The organism is Methylobacillus methanolivorans (assembly GCF_044751345.1).
GTDB lineage: Bacteria > Pseudomonadota > Gammaproteobacteria > Burkholderiales > Methylophilaceae > Methylobacillus > Methylobacillus methanolivorans.
Genome location: NZ_JBIWXY010000001.1, coordinates 1,817,399 through 1,842,247, shown reverse-complemented (window position 1 = coordinate 1,842,247; position 24,849 = coordinate 1,817,399). Strand labels below are relative to the sequence as shown.

The 24,849-nt window shown below is 51.8% G+C and carries 24 protein-coding genes; 18 read left to right on the top strand and 6 right to left on the bottom strand.

All coding sequences use genetic code 11. The features are described from left to right. Positions 1–56: 56 nt before the first annotated feature. The 3 genes from topA to ACIKP9_RS08695 all read right to left on the bottom strand — a co-directional run bounded on the left by topA (position 57) and on the right by ACIKP9_RS08695 (position 4,405). On the bottom strand, positions 57–2,606 hold the full coding sequence (gene topA / locus ACIKP9_RS08705) for a type I DNA topoisomerase (protein WP_400881478.1): 2,550 nt from the start codon (positions 2,604–2,606) through the stop codon (positions 57–59). A gap of 119 nt (positions 2,607–2,725) precedes the next feature. Next, positions 2,726–3,637, bottom strand: a complete 912-nt coding sequence (gene ttcA, locus ACIKP9_RS08700) for a tRNA 2-thiocytidine(32) synthetase TtcA (protein WP_400881477.1) — start codon at positions 3,635–3,637, stop codon at positions 2,726–2,728. A gap of 15 nt (positions 3,638–3,652) precedes the next feature. Continuing rightward, entirely contained in the window at positions 3,653–4,405 is a 753-nt protein-coding gene (locus ACIKP9_RS08695) for a pteridine reductase (RefSeq protein WP_230348115.1), read from the bottom strand. A 57-nt stretch (positions 4,406–4,462) separates the two neighbouring features. Between ACIKP9_RS08695 and ACIKP9_RS08690 the strand changes: the two genes are divergently transcribed. Both ACIKP9_RS08690 and trmB read left to right on the top strand, forming a co-directional pair. After that, the gene (locus ACIKP9_RS08690; RefSeq protein ID WP_400881476.1) at positions 4,463–5,623 is read left to right on the top strand and encodes a class I SAM-dependent methyltransferase; all 1,161 of its coding nucleotides are present in this window, start codon (positions 4,463–4,465) and stop codon (positions 5,621–5,623) included. A gap of 29 nt (positions 5,624–5,652) precedes the next feature. Then, positions 5,653–6,369, top strand: coding sequence for a tRNA (guanosine(46)-N7)-methyltransferase TrmB (gene trmB / locus ACIKP9_RS08685; protein ID WP_400881475.1), 717 nt, complete (start codon positions 5,653–5,655; stop codon positions 6,367–6,369). Here trmB and yihA read toward each other — a convergent pair. Further along, positions 6,328–6,951 (bottom strand): ribosome biogenesis GTP-binding protein YihA/YsxC, encoded by a 624-nt coding sequence (gene yihA, locus ACIKP9_RS08680; RefSeq protein ID WP_230348112.1) that lies wholly within the window; start codon positions 6,949–6,951, stop codon positions 6,328–6,330. The two genes, trmB and yihA, sit on opposite strands and share 42 nt — an antisense overlap. A 117-nt stretch (positions 6,952–7,068) precedes the next feature. On the opposite strand from yihA, the gene ACIKP9_RS08675 reads away from it, so the two are divergent. The 3 genes from ACIKP9_RS08675 (at position 7,069) to ccsB (ending at position 11,018) form a co-directional block, all read left to right on the top strand. Next, positions 7,069–7,701 (top strand): c-type cytochrome, encoded by a 633-nt coding sequence (locus ACIKP9_RS08675; protein WP_400881473.1) that lies wholly within the window; start codon positions 7,069–7,071, stop codon positions 7,699–7,701. Positions 7,702–7,903: 202 nt separating this feature from the next. Beyond that, positions 7,904–9,835 (top strand): cytochrome c biogenesis protein ResB, encoded by a 1,932-nt coding sequence (locus ACIKP9_RS08670; protein ID WP_400881471.1) that lies wholly within the window; start codon positions 7,904–7,906, stop codon positions 9,833–9,835. A 37-nt stretch (positions 9,836–9,872) separates the two neighbouring features. Continuing rightward, entirely contained in the window at positions 9,873–11,018 is a 1,146-nt protein-coding gene (gene ccsB, locus ACIKP9_RS08665; RefSeq protein ID WP_400881921.1) for a c-type cytochrome biogenesis protein CcsB, read from the top strand. A gap of 99 nt (positions 11,019–11,117) precedes the next feature. Here ccsB and ACIKP9_RS08660 read toward each other — a convergent pair whose 3' ends face one another. Further along, entirely contained in the window at positions 11,118–13,043 is a 1,926-nt protein-coding gene (locus ACIKP9_RS08660; RefSeq protein WP_400881469.1) for an ATP-binding protein, read from the bottom strand. Positions 13,044–13,534: 491 nt separating this feature from the next. Further along, entirely contained in the window at positions 13,535–15,241 is a 1,707-nt protein-coding gene (locus ACIKP9_RS08655) for a sensor histidine kinase (RefSeq protein ID WP_400881468.1), read from the bottom strand. Between the two features lie 235 nt (positions 15,242–15,476). Here ACIKP9_RS08655 and ACIKP9_RS08650 point away from each other — a divergent pair, with 235 nt between their 5' ends. The 13 genes from ACIKP9_RS08650 (at position 15,477) to hisD (ending at position 24,849) form a co-directional block, all read left to right on the top strand. Next, positions 15,477–16,139: a prepilin-type N-terminal cleavage/methylation domain-containing protein gene (locus ACIKP9_RS08650; RefSeq protein ID WP_400881466.1), complete on the top strand. Its 663-nt coding sequence runs from the start codon at positions 15,477–15,479 to the stop codon at positions 16,137–16,139. 109 nt (positions 16,140–16,248) lie between these two features. Next, positions 16,249–17,055: an ABC transporter ATP-binding protein gene (locus ACIKP9_RS08645; RefSeq protein WP_400881464.1), complete on the top strand. Its 807-nt coding sequence runs from the start codon at positions 16,249–16,251 to the stop codon at positions 17,053–17,055. Further along, positions 17,048–17,839 carry a lipid asymmetry maintenance ABC transporter permease subunit MlaE gene (gene mlaE, locus ACIKP9_RS08640; RefSeq protein WP_230348106.1) on the top strand — a complete coding sequence of 264 codons (792 nt, stop codon included), beginning with the start codon at positions 17,048–17,050 and terminating at the stop codon, positions 17,837–17,839. The genes ACIKP9_RS08645 and mlaE overlap by 8 nt, the downstream gene beginning before the upstream one ends. Positions 17,840–17,860: 21 nt before the next feature. Then, positions 17,861–18,328: an outer membrane lipid asymmetry maintenance protein MlaD gene (gene mlaD, locus ACIKP9_RS08635; RefSeq protein WP_400881461.1), complete on the top strand. Its 468-nt coding sequence runs from the start codon at positions 17,861–17,863 to the stop codon at positions 18,326–18,328. A 40-nt stretch (positions 18,329–18,368) separates the two neighbouring features. After that, complete coding sequence (locus ACIKP9_RS08630) at positions 18,369–18,968, top strand: MlaC/ttg2D family ABC transporter substrate-binding protein (protein ID WP_400881919.1); 600 nt, start codon at positions 18,369–18,371, stop codon at positions 18,966–18,968. 14 nt (positions 18,969–18,982) lie between these two features. Next, on the top strand, positions 18,983–19,288 hold the full coding sequence (locus tag ACIKP9_RS08625; RefSeq protein ID WP_400881459.1) for an STAS domain-containing protein: 306 nt from the start codon (positions 18,983–18,985) through the stop codon (positions 19,286–19,288). 30 nt (positions 19,289–19,318) lie between these two features. Continuing rightward, positions 19,319–20,212 carry an ABC transporter ATP-binding protein gene (locus tag ACIKP9_RS08620; protein ID WP_400881457.1) on the top strand — a complete coding sequence of 298 codons (894 nt, stop codon included), beginning with the start codon at positions 19,319–19,321 and terminating at the stop codon, positions 20,210–20,212. Next, the gene (locus ACIKP9_RS08615) at positions 20,212–20,991 is read left to right on the top strand and encodes an ABC transporter permease (protein WP_400881455.1); all 780 of its coding nucleotides are present in this window, start codon (positions 20,212–20,214) and stop codon (positions 20,989–20,991) included. The genes ACIKP9_RS08620 and ACIKP9_RS08615 overlap by 1 nt, the downstream gene beginning before the upstream one ends. A gap of 3 nt (positions 20,992–20,994) precedes the next feature. Next, entirely contained in the window at positions 20,995–21,246 is a 252-nt protein-coding gene (locus ACIKP9_RS08610; RefSeq protein ID WP_400881453.1) for a BolA family protein, read from the top strand. 30 nt (positions 21,247–21,276) lie between these two features. Continuing rightward, entirely contained in the window at positions 21,277–21,594 is a 318-nt protein-coding gene (gene grxD / locus ACIKP9_RS08605; RefSeq protein WP_400881451.1) for a Grx4 family monothiol glutaredoxin, read from the top strand. Between the two features lie 3 nt (positions 21,595–21,597). Continuing rightward, positions 21,598–22,869: a UDP-N-acetylglucosamine 1-carboxyvinyltransferase gene (murA, locus tag ACIKP9_RS08600; protein ID WP_400881449.1), complete on the top strand. Its 1,272-nt coding sequence runs from the start codon at positions 21,598–21,600 to the stop codon at positions 22,867–22,869. Between the two features lie 15 nt (positions 22,870–22,884). Continuing rightward, the gene (gene hisG, locus ACIKP9_RS08595; protein WP_400881448.1) at positions 22,885–23,529 is read left to right on the top strand and encodes an ATP phosphoribosyltransferase; all 645 of its coding nucleotides are present in this window, start codon (positions 22,885–22,887) and stop codon (positions 23,527–23,529) included. A 12-nt stretch (positions 23,530–23,541) separates the two neighbouring features. Further along, on the top strand, positions 23,542–24,849 hold the full coding sequence (gene hisD / locus ACIKP9_RS08590; protein ID WP_400881446.1) for a histidinol dehydrogenase: 1,308 nt from the start codon (positions 23,542–23,544) through the stop codon (positions 24,847–24,849).

Below are 24,849 nucleotides of genomic sequence, written 5' to 3'. Positions count from 1 at the left end.
TAATAAAAAAGCGGCTTGAGGCCGCTTTTTTATTACCTTGAATTCCTGTAGTGATTTTACTCGTCGTCCGCGGTCTTTTTCTTGCGTGTCGTGGTCGTGGATTTCTTGGCTTTTGTGCTGGTGGTGGCTTTCTTCGCTGAAGCCTTGGAAGTCGCCTTGGTTTTCTTGGCAGGAGCATCCTTGGCCGCCTTGGCTGCCAACAGTTCCAGGGCCTGTTCCATGGTCAGGCTTTCAGGCTCCTGGCTCTTAGGTAGTGTGGCACGTAGCTTGCCGTGTTGTACATAGGGGCCGAAGCGTCCAGAGTAGATGGCAATCGTCCCTTCTTCCGTTGGGTGAGCGCCTAGTTCCTTGATTGGCGCAGGGCCTGCGTTGGCTTGCGCCAATAGCTCAACCGCGCGTGGCATATCAATGTCAAAAACACTGTCGCTCTTGGGAATGGATTTGAACTTGCCGTCATGATTGACATAAGGTCCAAAACGCCCGATGTTGGCAACGATTTTCTTGCCAGTTTCTGGGTGTTGGCCCAGGTCACGTGGCAATGCGATCAGTTTTAGCGCAGTCTCCATATCCATGCTGGCCGCAGAGATTTCCTTGGGAATGCTCACGCGCTTCGGCTTTTTCTTGCTGTCTGCTTCGGGTAGGCCGATCTGTAGGTAAGGACCGTAGGGGCCATTGAGCAAGAGGATATCTTTGCCACTTTCCGGTTCTTGACCGATGACTGTGGGCTCATTGTTGTTGCTATTGGCACTCGGGTTGCGGATATAGTCGCACTCGGGGAAACCTGAACAGCCAATAAACTTGCCAAAGCGCCCGAGACGCGATTGCAGCGGTTTGCCACATTTCGGGCATGGCTCATCCAGTACTTCCACGCCAGGACGTTCTACATTGCTTTTTTCCTGAATCTGGTTGCTGAAGCCTTGCCAGAAATCATTGAGTACAGGAATCCATTCACGTCCGCCTTCGGCGATATCGTCAAGCTCGTTCTCGAGGTTGGCAGTAAAGCCATAGTCGACATAGCGCGTGAAGTGCTCGGTGAGGAACTTGTTGACCACGCGGCCTACATCGGTAGGTGTGAAGCGCTTTTTATCGAGCAAGACATATTCGCGATCTTGCAGGGTGGAAATGATGCTGGCATAAGTGGAAGGACGGCCAATGCCGAACTCTTCCAGTGCCTTGACCAAACTGGCTTCGGAATAGCGTGGCGGCGGTTCGGTGAAGTGTTGGTCGCCAAAGATTTTCTGCACCGCGAGTACTTCACCTGTTTCCAGGTGTGGCAGCTTGCTTTCGCTTTCTTCTTCCTCGTCGTCCACGCCTTCCATGTAAACAGCAATAAAGCCCGGGAATACCAGGGTTTGGCCAGTGGCACGGAACAGGTTGGCTTCACTGCCAACCGCAAGGTCTACACTCACAGCGTCAAATTTGGCTTGTGTCATCTGGCACGCCAATGCACGCTTCCAAATCATTTCATAAAGCTTGAACTGCTCATCCGTCAGGTAGGCGCGAACGCTGGCTGGAGTGCGCGTAATATCGGTTGGGCGTATCGCCTCGTGCGCTTCCTGTGCGTTCTTCGCCTTGGTCTTGTACATGATGGGTGACTTCGGCAGGTAGTCGGCAGCGAAATTCTTCTTGATGTAGTCGCGAATCTGCATCACTGCTTCGGCAGCCAGGCTGAAGCTGTCAGTACGCATATACGTAATGAGGCCAACAGTGCCGCTACCGATGTCGATACCTTCATACAATTGCTGTGCGACGCGCATGGTGCGGCTGGTGGTGAAGCCCAGCTTGCGCACGGCTTCCTGTTGTAGCGTGGAAGTCGTGAATGGTGCTGCCGGGCTGCGGCTGCGCTGTTTCTTCTCGACGCGGGTAACTGTAGTCTTGCCTGCGCTGGCTGCGAGCAGTTTGCCGACAATGCCTTGTTGTTGCTCCTGGCTGGTGACGGTGAATTGCTCTACCTTCTGACCATCAAGCTGCACCAGCTTGGCATCGAACACATGCTGGTGTTTGGCAGATTCCAGGTGGATAGTCCAGTATTCCTGGCTGGTGAAGGCTTCGATCTCGAGTTCGCGCTCGACGATCAGGCGCAATGCCGGGCTTTGTACGCGTCCAGCGGAGAGGCCGCGGCGGATTTTCTTCCAGAGTAAGGGCGATAGGTTGAAGCCAACTAGATAATCCAGCGCCCGGCGCGCCTGCTGGGCATTGACCAACGGCATAGAGATGTCGCGCGGTTCGTCAATCGCGTGTTGTACCGCGTTCTTGGTGATTTCGTGAAACACCACGCGTTTCAGCAGCTTGTCCTTGAGCAGCTTCTTGCTTTTGAGGATTTCGGCAATATGCCAGGAAATAGCTTCCCCTTCGCGATCCGGGTCGGTGGCGAGGTAGATGGCATCAGCATTCTTGACCGCTTTTGCAATGGCATCCACATGGCGCGAGTTGCGGTCGATCACTTCATACTTCATCGCGAAGTCATGCTCGGGATCAACCGCCCCGGTTTTGGGGATCAGGTCGCGCACGTGTCCATATGAGGCCAGAACCTCAAAATCCTTGCCCAGGTATTTTTGCAGGGTCTTGGCTTTGGAAGGTGATTCAACGATCAGCAGTTTTGACATGGACACACAATTTGTGGGATGCGGAGCGGCAGATGATAAGAGTAAATTGCTTGCTACACAAGAAAGCGCTGTAAATTTAGGTGCTTGCCGACAGCACTTTCTTGTTTTGAAGGGAGTGTTTAAGCGATGTTGCGTTTGAACTCGATGCGTGAACCTTCGCTGGAAACCAAGCTCAGGGCCGGGTTGTTTTCTTTGTCGATGTCGCCGAACAATGGGTCTTCGTCTTCCACCTTGGTTTGCGACATATGCTTGAAATCATAAAGATCGGTATCGCCCAGGTGTGATGGCTCTACATTGCAGATGGCGCGGAAGATATTGTTGACGCGTCCAGGCTGCTCACGTTCCCAGGCTTGCAGCATGTCCTTCACCTTCTGGCGTTGCAGGTTTTCCTGTGAGCCGCAGAGATCGCAAGGGATGATGGGGAAGCTCATGCCGCGTGCATAGCTGGCAATATCTTTTTCTGAGCAATAAGCCAATGGGCGGATAACGTGGAACTCGCCTTTGTTGGTGGCTAGTTTAGGCGGCATGGCTTTCATCTTGGCGCCGAAAAACATATTGAGGAACAAGGTTTCAACGATGTCGTCTCTATGGTGGCCCAGTGCGATCTTGTTCGCCCCAAGCTCTTGTGCGGTACGGTAGATAATGCCGCGACGCAGGCGCGAACACAGTGAGCAAGTGGTTTTGCCTTCGGGAATCTTCTCTTTGACGATAGAGTAGGTGTCGGCTTCGACAATACGGTGCTCTACGCCAAGCTGTGCAAGGTAAGCAGGCAGGATGTGTTCGGGGAAGCCTGGTTGCTTTTGATCCAGGTTCATGGCGATCAGCTTGAAGTTGACGGGCGCACGTTCCTGCAAGGCTAGCAACATCATGAGCATGGTGTAGGAGTCTTTGCCACCGCTCATGCAGACGAGGATGGTGTCGCCTTCCTCTATCATGTTGTAGTCGCCAATCGCCTTGCCAGTGGCGCTGATCAAGCTGTTGCGCAGTTTGAGGAAACTATTGGAGGCGTCGTCGGGATAATGTTTGATCATGATTAACAAATACTTTTAAAGATTGAGTGAGCGTCCGCCATCGACGGCGATCACGTGTCCGGTAATGAAAGGGGCATCCTGCAACAGGAAGCGCACAGCCTTGGCAACATCGTCGCCTTCGCCAATCCGCTTCAGCAGTGTCTGCGAGATCACGCGCTGGCGATATACCTCGTCAAATTGCGGGTTGTTCTCAGGCCATAACACTGGCCCGGGTGCGACGGCGTTGACCCTGACTTCGGGTGCCAGCTCATGCGCGAGCGATTTGGTTAAGGTCACCAGCCCAGCCTTGGCAACGCTGTAGACGATATAGCCCTTCTTGGGCCGCTCTACGTGCATATCGGTGATATTGATAATGGTGCCGTGGGTTTTTTTCAGTTCAGGCGCTGCCGCTTGCGAAAGAAACAGGGGCGCCTTGAGATTGGGGCCGATCAGGTCTTCCCATTGGTGCTCGTTGATGGTACCCAACTCGCTGGGATAATAGCTGGAGGCATTGTTGATCAGTGCATCCAGCCGACCAAAATGCTGCACGGTTTCTTGCACCAGCTTGGGCAGTACGCTGAGTCTTAACAAATCTCCCTGAATGATCGCGACGGAATTTGGACGTTGCAGGTTAAGCTCCGTTTGCAGCGTGCGTGCTTCGTCATCTGAGCTGCGATAATGGATCATCAGTTGCGCGCCACCGGCATGCAACAGGCGGCAAATCGCCGCACCGACGCGTTTAGCACCGCCAGTGATCAAAATAACTTTATTTTCCAGAGAGGAATCCACCAAATGTTCCAGATCGCATCGATATTCGGGAAGAACGCGAGATTATAATCTAATACCATGAATATCTCTGCCTTACCTCTTCCCGATACCCATGCAATTGCCCATAGCGCTCAATTGCTTGCGTTGATTCGCGACGAATTAGCCGCGGCTGGCGGCTGGATCAGCTTTGCCCGGTATATGGAGCTGGCGTTGTACGCCCCTGGCCTAGGTTATTACAGTGCGGGAGCAACAAAATTTGGCGAAGCCGGGGATTTCGTCACCGCGCCGGAAATGACGCCCTTGTTCGGTCACACCCTGGCGCGGCAGGTAATGGAGGTGTTGGCGCAGACAGGCGGTAGTGTGTTGGAGCTTGGTGCCGGGCGTGGCAGGCTGGCTGCAGCTATTCTCGAGGAAATGCAGCGTGTTGGTAAATTGCCGGATCAATACCTGATCCTGGAAGTCAGCGCGGATTTGCAGGCCGTGCAAAAGCAGCACCTGCAAGCCGTGCTTGCTCCCGCGCTGTATGAGCGAGTGTGCTGGTTGGATGCCCTGCCTGAGAGCTTCACTGGAGTGATGCTCGCCAATGAAGTGCTGGATGCTGTTCCTGTGCATGTGGTCAGCAAGTACGGCACAGGGTGGCAGGAGATGGGGGTCACGGCCGATGATCAAGCAGGCTTGATGCTGATGCCGCGGGCATTGCTGAATCAGGCCTTGGTGGCTGATATTGATACGCTTAACTTGCCAGAGCCTTACCAGACGGAAGTGAGTCCGGCAGCCCGTGCGCTGGTGGCAAGCCTGGCAGAGTGCTTGCAACAGGGCGTGCTGCTGTTCATTGATTATGGGTTTTCACGGGCGGAGTACTATCATCCGCAACGTCAGCAGGGCACGTTGATGTGCCATTACCGCCATCATGCGCATCCTGATCCACTCTTTCATCCAGGGTTGCAGGATATTACCGCTCATGTGGATTTCTCTGCCATGGCCGAGGCAGGCCAGGCGCAAGGCCTGCAATTGCTGGGATATTGTGGACAGGCGCAATTCCTCATCAATTGTGGCATCACTGACCTGATGTTGCGCGTGCCAGTGCATGATCTCAAGCAATATGCACCGCTGGCCAGCCAGGCGCAAAAGCTCTTGTCGCCCGCGGAAATGGGTGAGCTGTTCAAGGTGTTAGCTTTGGGGCGAGGAGTGGTGCCGCTCTCGGGTTTTGTTCGCGGTGACCGTTCGCATACCCTATAATCGCGGTTTTTTCAGTGGTTGAGTCAAGCATGGATCAAGAGGCAGCAGACAAGGAAAATATCAGCAAGGAAGAGCTCGCAAAGCGCCCCATCCGTAGCTTTGTATTGCGCCAAGGTCGCTTGACCCATGGGCAGCAACGCGCCCTGGATGAATTAATGCCGGTATTTGGTGTGCCTTATGCACCGGCGCTGATCGACTTGAATGCGCTATTTGGGCGTGATACCAGCCTGAAAGTCCTGGAAATTGGCTTTGGTATGGGCGATAGCACGGCCAAGATTGCCCAGACTCAGCCTGAACGTGATTTCCTTGGGGTAGAGGTGCACGCTCCTGGGGTGGGCAGCTTGCTCAAGCAGATTGGAGAATTGGAACTCAAGAACCTGCGCATCGTTCAGCACGATGCGGTGGAAGTGTTAAAACACATGATTCCTGATGCCAGCCTGGATGGCGTGCATATTTTCTTCCCTGATCCTTGGCACAAAAAGCGCCATCACAAGCGCCGGTTGATTCAGGCTGAGTTCGTTAAGCTGCTATGCAGCAAGCTGAAAGCGGGCGCTTACCTGCATGTGGCAACCGATTGGCAGGAATATGCCGAGTGGGTGCTGGATGTGTTGCAGCAGGAACCCTTGCTGGAAAACACTGCACAGGATTACGCCCCCAAGCCGGACTATCGTCCGTTGACCAAGTTCGAGAACCGCGGCATCAAGCTAGGCCACGGCGTCTGGGACATCATCTTCCGGCGTAAATAACCAGCGCCCGATCACTGCTTCAGCTTCCTCCACGCCTTGTTTTTTCAGGCTGGAGAATAGCTGTACGCTGCAATTTCCCCAGTTTGCCTCAAGCTCTTTCCTGACTTGTTGCAATGTCTGGTTGGCCGCTTGGCGCGATAGCTTGTCCGACTTGGTCAACAGGGCATGGATGGGCTTGCCGCTTGGGCTGTACCAATCCAGCATCTGGCGATCTAGCGGGGTAAGGGGATGGCGGCAGTCCATCACCAAGACCAGCCCGCCAATGCACGGACGCTGGCTCAAGTAGTTGGCCAGCGTGAGCTGCCAGTGCTTGCGCATGGCTTCCGGCACCTTGGCATAACCATAGCCAGGCAAGTCCACCAGGAAGCGTTCGTTCCCTAGGCTGAAGAAGTTGATGAGCTGGGTGCGCCCAGGTTGCTTACTGACAAATGCCAGTCGATTGTGGTTGGCCAGCGTGTTGAGTGCGCTGGATTTACCAGCGTTGGAACGTCCGGCAAAGGCAACTTCAACGCCAGCTGGGGGTGGAAGATCACTCAGCTTGTGTGCGGAGATGTAGAAAGTGGCGTTTTGAAACAAAGGCATGGATTCGGCAGGAGGTATCGTCGGAAAGGGAAAAATATTAGCACGAAGTGGGGTTTTTTATATAAAATGCGACCCTATTCGCAGTATTGGTATCTGAAAAGAACTTTAGGAGTGGCTATGTTGTTGCGTAAATATGCGGTACTGATCATGAGTGCCATGATGCTGGCAACTGCAGCAGTTTCGCATGCAGAAGATGACGACGATGAAGATGACGTCGTAAGCAAAGTACCTGCTCAGGCCCAGATTTGTGCTGGCTGTCACGGCCCTGACGGCAATAGCATGGTGCCTATGTTCCCGAAAATCGCGGGTCAGCATGCTGCGTACCTAGAAAAGCAGTTGAAGAATATCAAGGCCAATGTGCGCATGAGCCCAGTCATGATGGGCATTGTTGCTCCATTGAGCGATGAAGATATGGCAGTGGTTGCTGAACATTACGCCAAGCAGGCTCCACGTTCTACGCCATCTGTGAGCAATGGCCCAGGGTCGGTAGGTGAAAAGATTTTCAAGACGGGTATTCCTGGTGCGGGTGTTCCAGCATGTGCTTCCTGTCATGGTGCCAATGGTGAAGGTATTGCGCCTGGTTTCCCACGTTTGGCTGGCCAGCATGCCAACTACACAACGAGCCAGGTAAAAGCTTTCCGCGATGGTCAACGCAAGAACGATGCTGCCAAGATGATGCGCATGGTGTCTGCCAAGATGACAGATGCTGATATTGCTGCAGTTGCTGATTATATTCAGGGCTTGAAGTAAAATCTGGCAGCTTATTGCACAAGTCTGACAACCAAAAGCCAAGTGCGAGCGTTAAGGGTGGCAATAGCCGCCCTTAATTTTTTATATCGTCAGGCTGCAACCAATCATCGATATCTAAGGTCTCACCTCAAATTTTTTGAATGGTCTTGTTTTGAAATCCGTACAGTCCCATAGGCATAGGTTATACGAGCTGCTGAGTTCCATGCGTTTTGCAGTGAGCGTATTGGTCGTGCTTGGCATTGCCTCAATTATCGGGACAGTGCTGAAGCAGAATGAGCCTTATACCAATTACGTGGTGCAATTTGGCCAGTTCTGGTTTGAGTTTTTCGAGTTTCTCGGCCTGTACGATGTATACCACTCAGGCTGGTTTCTAGTCATTCTGGTTTTTCTGGTCCTTTCCACCTCACTCTGTATTTATCGCAATACTCCCCTGATGCTGCGGGAGTTGCGTGCATTCCGTGAAACAGCAAAAGAGGTTTCACTGCGTAGTTTCAGTCACAAGCATGAGTACCACACGCCCTATTCCACTGAGGAAACGACCTCGCGCCTGGCAAAATTCCTGACGCAGCACGGCTTTCGCTATAAGACGGTAGCGCAGGAAGATGGCGGGCACTTGCTTGCAGCCAAGGCGGGTAGTTATCAGCGCCTGGGATACATCCTCACGCATGCAGCTATCGTGATTATCTGTATTGGTGGCCTCATGGATGGCAACCTGGTATTCAAGGCGCAAGAGTTGCTGGGATACAAGGTGGTGGAAACGCGTGACATCCCCGAGCGCAAGGTGCCGGCTGAAAGCCGCATGTCACCTGCGAATCTTTCTTTCCGTGCCAATATGACCTTGCCTGAAGGTGCCGGTGCCAATGCTGCCTTTATGCGGGTGCGCGATGGATATCTGGTACAGGATCTGCCATTTAGCATTGTGCTGAAAGCGTTCCGCATCGAGCATTATGAGACTGGTCAGCCCAAGTCGTTCGAGAGCGATGTCATGATCATCGACCCGGAGCATGAGGAGCCGATCACGGCAACCATCAAGGTTAATCACCCGTTGATCTACAAAGGTGTCGCGATTTATCAGTCTGATTTTGGCGATGGCGGCTCCAAGCTTGATTTCAAGGTGTGGAACCTGCTCGGAAGCCATGCGGACAATATTCCATTTTCTGGCAATGTGTTCAACAAATATGATGTGAGTGGTGGCAATAGCCCATTGAGCGTCGAGCTATCTGATTTCCGCCTGTTTAATATCCTCAATCTTTCTACTGATGGTAAGGGTAAGCCACGTAATGTTGGGCCGAATGTCACCTTCAAGGTGCGCGATGCTGAAGGCCAGGCGCATGAGTATGTGAATTACATGAACCCGCTAATATTGGATGGGCGGCAATATTTCCTCTCTGGCATGCGCTCAATGCAGCAGGATAGCTATCGTTACTTGCGCATACCTGCGGATGATGCAGGCAGTATCGATGGGTACATGAACTTCCGTGCCGCCATGTTTGACCAATCGCTGTATCCTGAAATCGTGCGCCGTGTTTCGCAATTGGCTTTATCCAGCCACAGCGAGCTGAATACGGAAACGCGGAGCAGGTTCGAGGCCAGTGTCATGCAGTTGTTGCAGGCATTCAGCCAGGGTGGTTTCGGCAAGGTGGCCGAGATGATCGACGAAGCCGTGCCGGAGGCGCAGCGGGCAGGTGCGGCACAGGCTTATGTCAAGGTAGTGACTACAGCGGCTTTCGCGGCACATGCCATCAGTCGTGAGCGTGCTGGCTTGCCTCCTGCTGAAAACGGTGATGCCTTGCAGTTTTTCATAGAGGATAGCCTGCATGCGATCAGCGATAGCTTCCATTATGGGGCACCGCTATATCTGCAATTGAGCGGGTTCGATCATCGCCAGTCCAGTGGTTTGCAATTGACACGTTCACCCGGCAAGGTGCTGGTGTATTCTGGATCGGTATTATTGGTGTTGGGCATTTTTGCCATGATTTATATTCGCGAGCGCCGTATCTGGCTGCTGGTGAAGCCGGAAAACAATCGTGTGCTGTTTGCCATGTCGGCTAACCGCAAGAACCGCGATTTCGATATTGAATTCGACAAGATGCGCGACAAACTCGCGCGCCTGCTGGAAAACCAGCAAGTGTGACTACCTGTCACGTAACCAACATGCATTGAGGTTGATGATGAAAACTGCCTATATGGAAGATGTGCCTGAACCATTCTTCAAGCGCTTGGGGCTGCTGGATTGGGGCTATGCGTTGCTGTTGTTGTTGGGTGGCTTGTTTGCTTTCCAGCAATACGCTGAGTTCATGGATGCTTATGAAGTCGGTATCTTGTTTGGGTCCGTTGCCTTGTTTAGCTGGCTAGGCTGGCAATGGAAGCCGGTGCGTACCTTGTTGCTGGTAGTTGCAGCAATCAGCCTTGGTGCCATACAGCTCTACAATGGCAGCCGGGCCAGTGTTGAACAAGTGTTCCTCCTCAAATTCTTGTTTGCCAGCCAGTCTGCCATTATGTGGATGAACGTACTGTTTGTCCTGGCTATGCTGGCTTATTGGCTGGGCTTGTTCGCGCGCTCTGCCTTTGCCTTCAAGGTAGGGTCGGGTTTGACTTGGTCTGCGGTGGTCATGGGTTTTGTCGGGCTCATGGTACGTTGGTACGAGTCTTACCTGATTGCTCCCGATGTCGGGCATATCCCTATCAGCAATCTTTATGAAGTCTTTATCCTCTTCTGCCTGATTACCGCGCTGGCTTATCTTTATTACGAAGCTCGCTATGCCACGCGTCAATTGGGTGGCTTTGTGTTGATCGTGATCAATGCCGCGGTCGGCTTTATCCTCTGGTATACCTTTGATCGCCAAGCGTATGAAATCCAGCCACTGGTGCCCGCACTACAATCTTACTGGATGAAAATCCACGTACCGGCCAACTTTATCGGCTATGGCACATTTGCGCTGGCAGCGATGGTGGCTGCTGCTTATCTGCTGGTGAGCAAGGGTATTCTTGCTTCACGCCTACCCAGCCTGGAAGTGCTGGATGATCTGATGTACAAGGCGATTTCTGTAGGTTTTGCCTTTTTTACCATCGCTACTATTCTTGGTGCCATGTGGGCTGCTGAGGCTTGGGGCGGTTACTGGTCGTGGGATCCTAAGGAAACCTGGGCCTTGATTGTCTGGCTCAACTATGCGGCTTGGTTACACCTGCGGCTCGTTAAGGGGCTGCGTGGCCCTATCTTGGCCTGGTGGGCACTGGTCGGTTTGGTAGTCACTACCTTTGCTTTCCTCGGGGTGAACATGTTCCTGTCTGGCTTGCATTCTTATGGTGAGTTGTAAGTGATTTCATCATAAAAAAGGCCGCAGTGATGCGGCCTTTTTTATTGCCTGCTAGTTGATGTGCCTGTGCTTAGGCTCCCTGTGGCCTGTTCTCAAAGGCTATTCACTACTTACTGAATGGGTGAGAGCAGCTGCTGTATATGCCTGCAATGGGGAGCTTGGCGTGTTAGGCATTATCATCGCAATACGTTTTTGGCTAAGCAAAGGTCTCAAGTAGTTCTGTCTAATAGTTTCAGCATTCCTCTTTAAGATCAAAGATAACTCATCAACTCGCCATGCTCTGTACTGGCAAAGCTCCACAATGAGATCTTGCACTTCAGAAGGAGGGTGGCGCCGACCTACAGCTCCAACCTTTGCTGCCAACTGGCCCGGTAAAATATCCAATATGGAGTTACGTGCACCTTCAAGCTCCCTACTATGTTGGGAGTTATCCTTACTAGATAAGGAATCAAGCTCACTAGATAATTCTGTAGGCCTACTAGATAGCTCACTCTCCTTACTAGATAACGCCTCCACCTTACTATCTAAGCTCTTATCTCCTATTAACTTCAATGTAGGTATGTAGTATGTTGCTGAAGCCCTACCTTGTTGGACAAGCAGGCCAGCATCACGAAGCTTACGTAAAGCACTACTAGCTGCCAAAGCGTCAACCTTATTGATAGCTCGATAAGTAGCGTTATCTATAAAGCCAGCCTCTCTTGCCACGACAAGAGACCTGCACTCTTCATTATTAAGATGCAAGTCCTTAAACCTGGACAGCCAACGTAAATCATCCTCACCCAAGAAGTGATGAAATAGAAACTGTGTCACAAAAATATCTTGGCTGCGATCAGATTCGAACAATGGTGGCACTAAACCGCTAGATTCCATAGCTTCGCGTATGGCGCGAATGCCACTTCCTTTGGTTTCAGCAAAGCGAGTTTCATTTAAAACTGCGGCAATGACGGGGTTTCGAGGTATAGAGCCTGGCTCCCCCAAATGCTCAGGAGATTTCAAGGAAAATCCTGGATTCCGTATTTCCAATCGATTTGAATATCGAATTACTTGAACTGGAGCATTGGTGCGATAAGTTCTATGGAGCAAAGCGTTGACGATGGCTTCACGTAAAGCGCGCAGAGGTATTATCGGGGTGTCATTTCGCTGGAGAGATCCTTCATCTAATCCAAAGGCCTTGGGCAAGTCATCAATGATCGAAGTTTGTGTTCGGCGAAGTAAGCTGAATAATGGCCCCCTCAACTCTACGCTTTCAAAGCGAACATCTGGCTGTGGTACCCACTCTCTCCCAGGTACTCGAATGTAATCCACCCTAGTCATGGGAAATGATCGCCTAAGGGCAAAGCTTTTTCCGAAAAGCAAAATTCCAGCAACTGTAGGCTTAAAATCACCTTGTACAGTACGCCTAACTGCCTTGATTGCTTCAAGAAGCTCAATATCGGTCCACCTTAACTCTTCCGCATCAGGATTGGCATCTGCTCGAGACTTACGGTAGTCATTAATTGCCGCTTCATCAAAATCATCTATAGATGCATCTAAAACGACACCTGCATCGAAACTTTCCGCATGCCGAGATTGGAAAAAAATTTCCAAATCATCATCGGTACACCTTTGATCTGTGCTACCTATACGTCTATAAGCACCTTTGGGCAGTCCCGTTGCTTTGAAACTGACGGGCTTATCTTGTGGCGAAGCCTCTGGCACATAAACAGCAATTACTGTCTTGCCATTTATTTGCTCTGTGGATATGTCCACCCTGACAGACGTATTGAATGTAGTAGCACACTGGCTAGCTAAATCTGCACTCACTTTGTCAGGATTGGCGACTCCATTGACTACATATGATGTGAATAAAGACGAATCATCCCTTTGCACCCCTAGCAGAATCCATCCTCCATCAAGGCCTGGCTCATTTGAAAACGCGCACACAGTCTCCAATAGAGATTTACCCACTTCACTGGCGCTTTTTGCTTCTATGCGTTCATTCTCATCAAGAAGGTTTAACTGTTCTAATAACTCTGAGGGTTTCATGGAGAGGAATGCCGTTTTAAACTGATGATTTGAGAGATAGCTACAATTGTCCTTAATCTGTTTATAAGTTGCAAATAACTAAACCACCCCAACCTCACCACGCAGAAACTACACCCATAGCAGCGCTGGAGTATCATCAAGCTGCCTTTAGCTATAAAGTCGGAGGGCCACGGAGTGATGTCTACACGTTGTAAAAATGAAACATCTGCTTAATGATTAGTCAATAATTTTACGGTGCCCAAAGCACTCATATGAAAGTGCCCGATTCATACCTTACCCAAATTAGGTAGCAATAAAAAAATTGGGGTAACTAAGGGGGTAACTGAAAAACTACTATATTTAGATTCATTGCTATATCAACGTTTCAACGATTTGTTCTAGAGGCCCCATCCCAAACATTTTGTCATTGGTGATTAGCCAAGCTAATAAAAAAACTGCTTCAGCCGGGTTTTTTATTGCGTAATGTGGCGCCTGCCTGGTTGAGTCTTATGCTATTTCATTGCTAGCCTGAAGCATACTTGGCGCGGCTGGTTGTTTACCAGTGAGAGCTGGTAGCCTGCTTGTTGTGCTTGGCGTCCAGCCTGGTATAGCCCGATGCCCAGCCCACCTTCGGAGCGGATACGCTTGCGGAACAGGCTTGCAGCCACATCATCCGGCATCGGGTTGCCGCTGTCGGTGACTTCAACAAAAACCTGTTCATTCATTACTACATGAGCGTGGATAGCAATTTCAGGTTCTTGCCTGGCTTTTGCCAGGGCATTTTGTAGCAAGTTATCTACTACGCTGTCCCACACCTCGCTATCGATTTTGCATTCGCTATCCATCATGATGATTTCGCTGAAGCTGATGCGTGTGCCGTTGTAGCGTTGTTGCAGGTTGTCCCACCATTCTAGTAGGGGCAGCATGCGCGTGGCCTCGTTGCGCGGCGCTCCCAGCTTGTCCAGCGTCAATGCCAAGCGTTGGTTGAGGAGAGGCAACTGTTTACGAATCAGCGCTACCAGGCGATCGTTATCTGCTTCTGTTGCTTGTTCCGCAGCGCTGCATAGTGCGTTCATGGATTGCACGATGTTTTTCATGTCGTGCGTGAGTCTTGCGCCAGTTTCATAGATGGCCTGCATATAAGTGTTTTGCAGCAAGGCCTCCTCGCGGCGCTTCGCTTCATGAAACTCGCCTAGGATTTGCGTGAGTAGTTTGAGATGGATGATCAGGGCTGGCGTGAGAGGCCAGCGGCTATAAAGCGTGAGGTGGAAATCGTGAAACTCAAGATCAGCATGGTAAGGTGCCTGGGCGCCAAATTCGCCTTCATCCTCTTCGGTTTGCCAGTGTCCACCTGCCACCCAGGGCAAGGTCTCTACTTCATTCATGGCTGCATGCATGAACTCTTTGGCGCTGGTTTCTCGCTCGGCAAGCTCGGCGATATTCTTGATCCAGCGCTCGAATGGCAAGCCTACGCTCAGTAGGTAGCGTGATAGCAGCTGCCCGATGCCGCTAAAGCCAGCGCGCGGGTTCCATAGCCAGCTGGCCAGCACCAATGCGCCTGCCAGGCCAAACACTACCCACACCACTACTTCAGCATAATCTGCTTCAGTGGTACGCGAGATCGTGACAATGCTCAGGATGAGCGTCACCGAAAGCAGGAACAGCAACAGTGTGTAGAAAAAATCGAGGATAGGCGCATGTTGATGGGTTTCTTGCTTGACGCGCAGAAACAAGATCACCAGTGGCAGGATGGGTAGCAGGTAGAACATCAGGAAGGCTGCTACTTCTATTGCCGTATCGGCACCTAGTAAATGAGGGATGACCCACAGCAGCAGGACTGAAAGCAGATACGTGGCGGCGAATAAGTAACTGAGGCGCGAGGCCTGTGCAGTTGCCGAAAAGATGCGCCCGCCCAGCAGGCCAAACAAGGCAGAAAGCCAGATGGCAAGCAGCCACCAACTGACAAACGTAGCGAGCAAAATGCCGCCTGCCGCAAACAGAAGTATGGCCTGCGCTGAAAGCTTTTCCTTGGTTTGCCAGATCGGCTGCCAGATCAGGAACAAGCCGTAATGGCAGAGCAGGAGGCCTTTTTGCAACGGGTCATCAAATCCCCAAAGCATGACGCCGTGCAGGCTTAACAACATCAACCCTAACATCCACTGTTGCATGGTGGATGCACTGGGGCGGTAGGTGTTGCTCAGGCTATTCAGACTGGCCATGAAATAAAGGCATCTCTAGTAATGAGTGTCGTAATTTTGTCACTATGGACGAAATCTCAACACTTTGGCGATGTTTTGGCAAGCATGGAATTCGGCCAAATCTGGTTGAAACCTGCGCCGTTATTGGGTTTATCTTTAATTTGGGCTGGATGTTAATTGGCATGAGAGTTGCATATCTCATACCAACTTATTTATTTGGGGCTGCCATGCCGGCAACCTCGCGCAAGGATAGCATATGAAAAAAACATCCGGCTTCACGCTGATCGAGCTGGCGATAGTCCTGGTGATTATCGGTCTGCTGCTGGGCGGCGTGCTCAAGGGGCAGGAATTGATTAATAGTGCCAAAGCGAAAAATATTGCCAATGATTTAAAAAACGTACAGATATTGCTTTATGGATATCAGGATAAGTATAGAGCATTGCCTGGGGATGATGCGGCTGTTGCTATGCATATAACCAATGGGACACCGGCGGCGGCCGCTAGTCGTGGTAATGGGCGAATTGATGGACATTGGAATTCTGTTACGCAGACAGATGAGTCTTACTTATTCTGGCAGCATGTCCGGCTGGCGGGTTTGGCGACAGGTTCGACGCAAGTTGGAACTGATGCTTATATTCCAAGGAATGCAGACGGCGGACGTATTGGAGTGCAAAGCCTGAATGGGTTCAATACGATTCAGGATGAAGCCAATCCTATGGTGGGTACATTTGTTGTGTGTTCTGAGGGAATTACTGGGCGGCTAGCAAAGCAGATTGATGTGTTGCTGGATGATGGGTTGACAAATAACGGAGCTGTGCGTGTTGCTACTACTCCTGCTGCTGTTGGTACAGCTGGCAACTCGCTTGAGAATGGAGGTGTTCCTGATGGTGGTACTTTCACTGTTTGTATGTCTTTCTAATATGGATGTTTGAAGTAAAAGCCCGCATTTGCGGGCTTTTACTTTTCCTGCGTTATGAACTCGAGCGCTTTTGCATTAAAATAGTCGGCTAATCAAAAAAGTAGCGATCATGAGCGACAACATCGTCGAAATCGACAACTTATCTTTTGGATACAAGACGCGCCTGTTACACAAGGGAATCAATATGAAGTTCCCACGTGGCAAGGTGGTGGCCATCATGGGTGGGAGCGGCAGTGGCAAGACCACGTTGTTACGCCTGATTGGTGGGCAGTTGAAGCCATCGGGTGGTGAAGTGCGCGTGACCGGCAAGGTGGTGCACAAGCAGGATCGCAAAGGGTTGCAGACATTGCGCCGCAAGATGGGCATGCTGTTTCAGCAGGGCGCTTTGTTCACTGATCTGTCCGTGTACGAGAATGTTGCGTTCCCTATTCGCGAGCATACTGATCTGCCAGAGTCCATGATTCGCGACTTGGTCATGATGAAGCTCAATGCAGTTGGTCTGCGTGGTGCTCGTGATCTCAAGGCTACCGAGCTTTCCGGTGGCATGGCGCGGCGTGTGGCGTTGGCACGTGCTGTGGCGCTTGATCCTTCCATTATCATGTATGACGAGCCGTTTGCCGGCTTGGACCCGATTTCAATGGCGGTAACTTGTAACCTGATCCGCAGCCTCAATGATGCGCTGGGTGCCACCTCTATCATCGTCACGCATGATGTGGAGGAGGTGTTTGCCTTCGCTGATTATGTATATTTCGTCGCTGATGGTGTGGTGGCTGCAGAGGGCTCTCCAGAGGATTTGCGCAAATCCGAGCTGCCATTTGTTCACCAATTTGTACATGGTGAAGTGGATGGTCCTGTGCCTTTCCACTATGCAGCCCCTGACTACAGGCAGGATATCTTGAGGAGTGCGAATGTTTAGTGCTGTGGCGAATGTGTTGCGTGGTATCGGTCACCGCGTCATTGATCGTATCTGGCGCTTTGGCTCCAGCTTGCGCTTTTTCTTTTATGTGCTGATCTACTCGGGCGAAAGCTTCCGTCGCTTGCACCTGACCATACGCGAGATTTATGCGACGGGCGTGCTGTCGTTGATTATTATCCTGGTGTCGGCATTTTTCGTTGGCATGGTGTTGGCGTTGCAGGGTTACAACACCTTGCAACGGTATGGCTCCTCAGAGGCCATCGGTGTATTGGTGGCCTTGTCGCTGGTGCGTGAGCTGGGGCCTGTGGTCACTGCGCTCCTGTTTGCGGGTCGCGCTGGAACAGCGATTACTGCGGAAATCGGCCTGATGAAGGCTACGGAACAGTTATCTGCCATGGAAATGATGGCGGTGAGTCCCGTTGGGCGCGTGGTGGCTCCGCGATTCTGGGCTGGCGTTATTTCAATGCCTTTGCTGGCAGCCTTGTTTTCCATGGTGGGCGTACTGGGCGGTTACCTTGTGGCGGTGCCACTGATTGGTGTTGATGCAGGTGCCTTCTGGTCACAAATGCAGGCTAGTGTGGATTGGCGTGAAGATATTGTGAATGGGGTGATCAAGAGTGTGGTGTTTGGCATTGCTTGTACCATGATTGCCTTGTTTGAAGGGTTTGATGCGCCGCCGACGGCGGAAGGTGTGAGCCGTGCGACGACGCGCACTGTGGTGAATTCATCACTGGCAGTGTTGGGTCTTGATTTTGTAATGACTTCGTTCATGATTGTTGCGTAAACGCAACACACTGGAGAAAAGATGGAACGTACAACAATTGATCTTTGGGTCGGTGTTTTTGTTGCAGCAGGTGCTGCTGCACTGTTTGGTTTGGCTTTGAAAGTAGGTAATTTTAATAGCGCCACCTTGGGGGAAACCTACAGTGTGACGGGAGCTTTTGAGAATATTGGCAGTCTCAAGCCACGTGCACCGGTGAAAAGTGCTGGTGTGGTAGTTGGGCGTGTAGACAGTATCAAGTTCGATCCCGAGACTTATGAAGCGCTGGTGACAGTCAAGGTCGACAAACGGTATCCTTTCCCCAAAGATACGTTTGCCAACATCTATACTGCTGGCTTGCTGGGCGAACAGTACATCGGCCTGGAGGCTGGTGGTGATGACAAGATGCTGAAGAATGGCGACAAGTTCAGCAAGACACAAGATGCTGTAGTGCTGGAAAAGATGATCAGCCAGTTCCTCTACAGCAAGGCATCGGAATCAGACGACAAGTAAGTCGAACGATAACTAAAGAGGCGGAGTAAGTATGCAAAAGATGATGAAGTGGATGGCCGCAATGGCATTTGTCGGTTGCGCAAATCTGGCGATGGCAGAGATAGCGCCAGATGCCTTGGTGAAGAAAACAGCGGAAGATGTGCTTGCCGTTGTGAAGCAGGATAAGGACATCCAAGCCGGTAACCAAAGCAAGATTTTTGCATTGGCAGAAGAAAAGATCCTGCCTAACTTTAACTTTGACCGTGTGTCACGCCTGGTGCTGGGCAAGGCTTGGGGCAAGGCTTCAGCTGAGCAGAAGAAGGCTTTCCAGGAAGAGTTCCGTAGCTTGTTGCTGCGCACCTATGCCACTGCGCTGTCTAAATATCGCAACCAGACCATTGAATACAAGCCATTCCGTGCGCAGCCTAGCGACACCGATGTGACAGTGAAAACCCAGATTCTGCAACCCGGTGGTCAGCCTGTTGCGGTAGATTACAGCCTGGAAAAAAATGGCGAGAGCTGGAAGGTTTATGACATCACGATTGAAGGTGTTAGCCTAGTGACCAACTATCGTGGTCAATTCAGCAACGAGATTCGTCAAGGTGGCCTGGATGGTTTGATCCAGAAGTTGGCTGCCAAGAATCAGGAATCCAACAAGTAAACGAAGAGTAGAACTTGGCACAGATTCAACAACAAGGAAGCCGCTGGCTAATCAGCGGTGAGATGACCATCAATCAGGTAGATGTGTTGCTGGCTGAAAGCAAGGCCTTGCAGATGCCTGCTGAACTGGAGGTTGATCTTGCTCAAGTGGCAGAGGTCGATACCGTGGCACTCAGCCTGATCTTTGAGTGGCTACGTCATGCTGCCGCCAACAAGGCCAATATCAAGCTGGTTAATTTGCCGGCTAATCTTGTCAGCTTGGCGACGCTATACGGCGTGTTAGCGCTGATTCCACAATCAGGCACTAGCCACAGCCATTGAGTTTTGGGGCTTCGGCCCCAATTTCTATTCATGATTCCCGCAATCAATATCCAACAGGTACACAAGCGTTTTGGCGATTTACATGCGCTAAAAGGGATAGATTTGTCTATCAAGCAAGGCGAATTTTTTGCGTTGCTTGGCCCGAACGGTGCGGGAAAATCCACCCTGATCAACCTGTTGGCAGGCTTGCTTCGCCCTACCAGCGGGCAATTGCAAGTCATGGGTTTTGACGTCAATACCCAATATGCCCAAGCGAGACAGGCCTTAGGGGTGGTGCCGCAAGAGTTGGTGTTTGACCCGTTTTTCAATGTGCGTGAAATGTTGCGTTTCCAGGCTGGCTACTTCGGCAAGGGGCGCAGCAATGATGCCTGGGTGGATGAAATCATCGAATCACTCGGTCTGGCAGACAAGGCGCATGTCAATATGCGCCGCTTGTCTGGAGGTATGAAGCGCAGGGCATTGATCGGCCAGGCTTTGGCGCATAAGCCTCCCGTCATCGTGTTGGATGAGCCAACTGCGGGCGTGGACGTCGAGTTGCGCCAAAGCATGTGGGAGTTCATTCGTCGCTTGAATCGCGAAGGTCACACCATCATCCTGACGACCCACTATCTGGAAGAGGCAGAGACACTCTGTAGCCGGATTGCCATGATGAAGCAGGGTGAAATCGTTGCATTGGATAGCACGCGCAATCTCTTGAATCGCGTGCCCGGCAAGCGTTTGTGCCTCAAACTTGCTGCTGCCTTGCCTGCAATCTTGCTGCCACTGGTGCGTGACCAGCAAGGCGATACTTATGTGCTGGCGCTGACCGAAGTCGCGCAACTGGAATCCATCTTGGCAGAATTGCGGCTTGCAGGTGTGGCAGTAGAGGATATGCAATTGATCGAAGCAGATCTTGAAGATGTGTTCGTGGAGATCGTGAGCTGATGAACGGCCTGATCAAGCATAATCTGCGCGGCCCGTGGACTTTGTTCAAGAAAGAGTTGCTGCGTTTCTGGCGTGTGAGCTTCCAGACGGTGGCAGCCCCGGTCATGACGGCATTGCTTTATCTGCTGATTTTCTCGCATGTGCTGGAAGGGCGGGTGCAGGTGTACCCTGGAGTGGGCTACACGGCTTTTCTTATTCCTGGCCTGATCATGATGTCGCTATTGCAGAATGCCTTTGCCAATAGCTCCTCCAGCCTGATTCAGTCCAAGGTCATGGGTAACCTGATTTTTATCTTGCTGACGCCGATTTCCTATCTGGGGATGTATCTGGCTTTTCTGGCAGCTTCGATCATTCGGGGCTTGGTGGTCGGCTTGGGTATTTACCTGGTATCTATGATCTTCATTGATCTGCCCGTGACACACCCAGGCTGGATATTGACGTTTGCTGTGCTGGGCAGTGGCTTGCTCGGTACTTTTGGCATCATTGCCGGTATCTGGGCAGAAAAATTCGATCAAATGGCTGCGTTCCAGAATTTTGTCATCATGCCGCTTTCATTCCTGTCAGGAGTGTTTTACTCGATACACTCCTTGCCACCATTCTGGCAGCAGGTATCGCACCTTAATCCATTTTTCTACATGATAGATGGCTTTCGTTACGGCTTTTTCGGCACTGGCGATATTTCGCCCTATATCAGCCTGGGCGTTGTGGCTGGATGCTTTTTTGCCCTATCATTCATTACTTTACAGATGCTGAAATCTGGCTACAAATTGCGAGGCTGAACCGTGTTAAGTGCAGAAGCATTGAAAAACTACATTACCCAGGGCCTGGCTTGCGATCATGTGCAGGTGCTGGGTGACGACGGACAGCATTTTGAGGCTGTGATTGTCAGCCCGTTGTTCACGGGCAAGAACATGGTGCAACAGCACCAACTGGTTTATCAGGCGCTGGGTGAGCGCATGCGCGAAGAGATTCATGCCTTGTCGATGCGTACATTTACCCCGGAAGCCTGGGCCAAACTCAATGCCACGCTGTAATGGCAACTGATTTTATTTGAAGGAAACAACATGGATACGCAAGAACTGATCAAGAGCCAGGTAACAAGCAACCCGGTAGTGCTTTACATGAAGGGCAGTCCAAAATTCCCACAATGTGGTTTTTCTGGCCTGGCCGTACAAATTCTGCAAGCCAGTGGCCTGAAGGATTTTGTCGCGATTGATGTATTGGCTGATCCCGCCATCCGCGAGGGCATCAAGGTCTATGCCAACTGGCCGACTATCCCGCAGCTGTACATCAATGGCGAATTCATTGGTGGTGCAGACATCATGCGCGACCTGTATCAGCAAGGTGAGTTGCAAAAACTATTGCAGGAAGCCCAGGCATAACACGTGGATAAGCTAGTCATCCAGGGCGGCAGCCCTTTAAATGGTGAAATATCAGTCTCCGGTGCCAAGAATGCGGCCTTGCCCATTCTGTGTGCCGCGCTGTTGACGGATGGGCCGTTGGTATTAGGCAATGTGCCAGAGTTGCATGACATTGCCACCATGCGTAAATTGCTTGCCCATATGGGCGTCAAGATTGAGGCCGCAGGTGAGGCTGGCTTGAGCCTGGATGCCAGCGACATTCATACCTGTGAAGCACCTTACGACATGGTCAAGACCATGCGAGCTTCCATTCTGGTGCTGGGGCCTTTGCTTGCGCGATTTGGCCATGCCCGGGTTTCGTTGCCGGGTGGCTGTGCGATAGGCTCTCGCCCTGTTGACTTGCACATCAAGGGCTTGCAAGCCATGGGTGCGGAAATCCATATTGAGCACGGGTATATCGAAGCCAAGGCAGCCAAGCTCAAGGGCGCACGCGTCTTCATGGATATCGTCACCGTGACGGGGACGGAAAACCTCATGATGGCAGCTGCGCTGGCAGAGGGCACCACTGTGCTGGAGAACGCCGCCCGTGAGCCTGAAGTGGTGGACCTTGCCGAATGTCTGATCAAGATGGGTGCCAAGATTGAAGGGGCTGGCACAGATGTGATCACTGTCACCGGTGTTGCCAGCCTGCATAAGGCCCAGCATGATGTGGTCTGTGACCGCATTGAAGCGGGTACTTACATGGTGGCTGCCGCGATGACCGGTGGCAAGGTCAAGCTCAACAATGCGCGTGCCGATTTACTGGATGCCGTGATCGACAAATTGCGTGAGAGCGGTGCGCAGATTGAATATGACAGTCATAGTATTACGGTGAAAAGCCAGGGTGTGCTTCAGCAACGGGGAGCGCTAAAATCTGTCAATATCAGAACCGCACCACATCCGGCTTTCCCGACTGATATGCAGGCGCAATTCATGGCCTTGAATACGGTAGCGGATGCCGTGGCCACCGTGACGGAAACGATTTTCGAGAATCGCTTCATGCATGTGCAAGAGATGCAGCGCCTGGGAGCCAATATCGAAGTGGAAGGCAATACTGCGATTGTGCGTGGTTGTGAGTTCCTTGAGGGAGCTACCGTTATGGCGACTGATTTGCGTGCTTCTGCCAGTTTGGTGTTGGCTGCCCTGGTGGCACGTGGCGAGACGGTGATTGAGCGTATCTACCATCTTGACCGTGGCTATGAGCGCCTGGAAGAAAAATTGGGTCAACTGGGTGCAAACATCCAGCGGGTCAAATAACCAAGAAAGACAGCAATGATTACTATCGCCCTTTCCAAGGGTCGCATTTTCGAGGAAACCACGCCCTTGCTGGCGGCGGCGGGTATTACCGCGCTTGAAGATCCCGAAGCATCCCGCAAGCTGATCCTCCCGACCAATCGCCCTGATGTGCGCCTGATCATCGTACGCGCCACTGATGTGCCAACCTATGTGCAATACGGCGCTGCCGATTTGGGCATTGCTGGCAAGGATGTACTGGATGAGCATGGCGGGGATGGCTTGTACCAGCCACTGGATCTGAACATTGCACGTTGTCGCATGATGGTGGCGGTGCGCGAGGATTTTGATTATTTCGGTTCTATTCGCCGTGGTGCTCGCCTCAAGGTGGTGACCAAGTACGTGAAGACTGCCCGTGAACATTTTGCTGCCAAGGGCATGCATGTTGACCTGATCAAGCTCTATGGCTCTATGGAATTGGGGCCTTTGGTAGGCCTTGCTGATGCTATCGTGGACTTGGTGAGCACTGGCGGCACGTTGCGTGCCAATAATCTCAAGGCGGTGGAAGAAATTACCGACATCAGTTCGCGTCTCGTCGTGAACCAGGCGTCGCTCAAACTCAAGCGCGACCAGTTGCAGTCTATCATGGATGCATTTGCCAAGGCCGTGGCGGCCAATCAATAACAGGTTGAAATCATGAATATCAGACGTTTTTCTACTAACGATGCGAGCTTTGATCAAGACCTGAAGGCCTTGCTTGCATTCGAGACCGCGCAAGATGACCAAATAGACAACGTGGTGGCCGATATCCTGCGCAATGTCAAAACGCGTGGTGATGCTGCGGTGCTGGAATATACCCAGCGCTTTGATCGTCTGGATGCGCAAGCTGCACAATCAATGTCGCAGCTTGAGATTGCTCATGATGAGTTGCAAGCCGCGCTGGCCGGATTGCCTGCTGAGCAGCGAGATGCGCTGCAACAGGCCGCTGAACGTGTGCGCACTTATCACGAGAAGCAACTGATGGCTTCCTGGACTTATACCGAGGAAGATGGCACTTTGCTCGGCCAGCAGGTGACGGCCTTGGATCGTGTTGGTCTCTACGTGCCGGGTGGCAAAGCGGCTTATCCGTCATCCGTCTTGATGAATGCCATCCCTGCCAAGGTGGCAGGTGTGCAAGAGCTCATCATGGTGGTACCGACACCAGGTGGTGAGAAGAATCAACTGGTGCTAGCGGCTGCCGCTGTTTGTGGTGTTGACCGTGTATTCTGTATCGGCGGTGCCCAGGCGGTGGGTGCATTGGCTTATGGCACGGAAACCGTACCACAAGTCGACAAGATTGTTGGCCCCGGTAATGCCTATGTGGCCGCCGCCAAGCGTCGTGTATTTGGCGTAGTGGGTATCGACATGGTGGCAGGCCCTTCTGAAATCCTGGTTATTTGCGATGGCAAGACCAACCCGGACTGGGTGGCGATGGACTTGTTCTCCCAGGCCGAGCACGACGAATTGGCGCAAGCCATCTTGCTTTCACCTGATGCCGCGTTCCTTGATGCCGTGCAAGCCAGCATTGAAAAACTAGTGGAGGAAATGCCGCGCAAGGAAATCATCCGTACGTCGCTACAAAACCGTGGCGCCTTGATCAAGGTACAGGATCTGGAACAGGCGGCAGAGATTGCCAACTATATTGCGCCAGAGCACTTGGAGTTATCGGTGGATGAGCCGCTGGCATACAGCAAGAAAATCCGTCACGCCGGTGCAATTTTCATGGGGCGAGATAGCTGCGAGGCCTTGGGCGATTACTGTGCTGGTCCTAACCACGTATTGCCGACGTCGCGTACTGCACGCTTCTCCTCGCCATTAGGTGTTTACGATTTTCAGAAGCGCTCCAGCCTGATCATGGTCTCCAGCGCCGGTGCACAGAAGTTGGGACGTGTAGCTGCCACCCTCGCATATGGCGAAGGTTTGCAGGCTCATGCACGCTCGGCTGAATTCCGTTTGAAAGGCTGA

Coding starts and splice junctions, on each gene's coding strand:
- mlaD (WP_400881461.1), top strand. CDS start 17,861: ATGGAACGTACAACAATTGATCTTTGGGTCGGTGTTTTTGTTGCAGCA.
- topA (WP_400881478.1), bottom strand. CDS start 2,606: ATGTCAAAACTGCTGATCGTTGAATCACCTTCCAAAGCCAAGACCCTG.
- mlaE (WP_230348106.1), top strand. CDS start 17,048: ATGTTTAGTGCTGTGGCGAATGTGTTGCGTGGTATCGGTCACCGCGTC.
- grxD (WP_400881451.1), top strand. CDS start 21,277: ATGGATACGCAAGAACTGATCAAGAGCCAGGTAACAAGCAACCCGGTA.
- ACIKP9_RS08650 (WP_400881466.1), top strand. CDS start 15,477: ATGAAAAAAACATCCGGCTTCACGCTGATCGAGCTGGCGATAGTCCTG.
- ACIKP9_RS08670 (WP_400881471.1), top strand. CDS start 7,904: ATGCGTTTTGCAGTGAGCGTATTGGTCGTGCTTGGCATTGCCTCAATT.
- hisD (WP_400881446.1), top strand. CDS start 23,542: ATGAATATCAGACGTTTTTCTACTAACGATGCGAGCTTTGATCAAGAC.
- ttcA (WP_400881477.1), bottom strand. CDS start 3,637: ATGATCAAACATTATCCCGACGACGCCTCCAATAGTTTCCTCAAACTG.
- ACIKP9_RS08645 (WP_400881464.1), top strand. CDS start 16,249: ATGAGCGACAACATCGTCGAAATCGACAACTTATCTTTTGGATACAAG.
- ACIKP9_RS08690 (WP_400881476.1), top strand. CDS start 4,463: ATGAATATCTCTGCCTTACCTCTTCCCGATACCCATGCAATTGCCCAT.
- ACIKP9_RS08615 (WP_400881455.1), top strand. CDS start 20,212: ATGAACGGCCTGATCAAGCATAATCTGCGCGGCCCGTGGACTTTGTTC.
- ACIKP9_RS08620 (WP_400881457.1), top strand. CDS start 19,319: ATGATTCCCGCAATCAATATCCAACAGGTACACAAGCGTTTTGGCGAT.
- ACIKP9_RS08675 (WP_400881473.1), top strand. CDS start 7,069: ATGTTGTTGCGTAAATATGCGGTACTGATCATGAGTGCCATGATGCTG.
- hisG (WP_400881448.1), top strand. CDS start 22,885: ATGATTACTATCGCCCTTTCCAAGGGTCGCATTTTCGAGGAAACCACG.
- ACIKP9_RS08655 (WP_400881468.1), bottom strand. CDS start 15,241: ATGGCCAGTCTGAATAGCCTGAGCAACACCTACCGCCCCAGTGCATCC.
- ACIKP9_RS08660 (WP_400881469.1), bottom strand. CDS start 13,043: ATGAAACCCTCAGAGTTATTAGAACAGTTAAACCTTCTTGATGAGAAT.
- yihA (WP_230348112.1), bottom strand. CDS start 6,951: ATGCCTTTGTTTCAAAACGCCACTTTCTACATCTCCGCACACAAGCTG.
- ccsB (WP_400881921.1), top strand. CDS start 9,873: ATGAAAACTGCCTATATGGAAGATGTGCCTGAACCATTCTTCAAGCGC.
- ACIKP9_RS08630 (WP_400881919.1), top strand. CDS start 18,369: ATGATGAAGTGGATGGCCGCAATGGCATTTGTCGGTTGCGCAAATCTG.
- trmB (WP_400881475.1), top strand. CDS start 5,653: ATGGATCAAGAGGCAGCAGACAAGGAAAATATCAGCAAGGAAGAGCTC.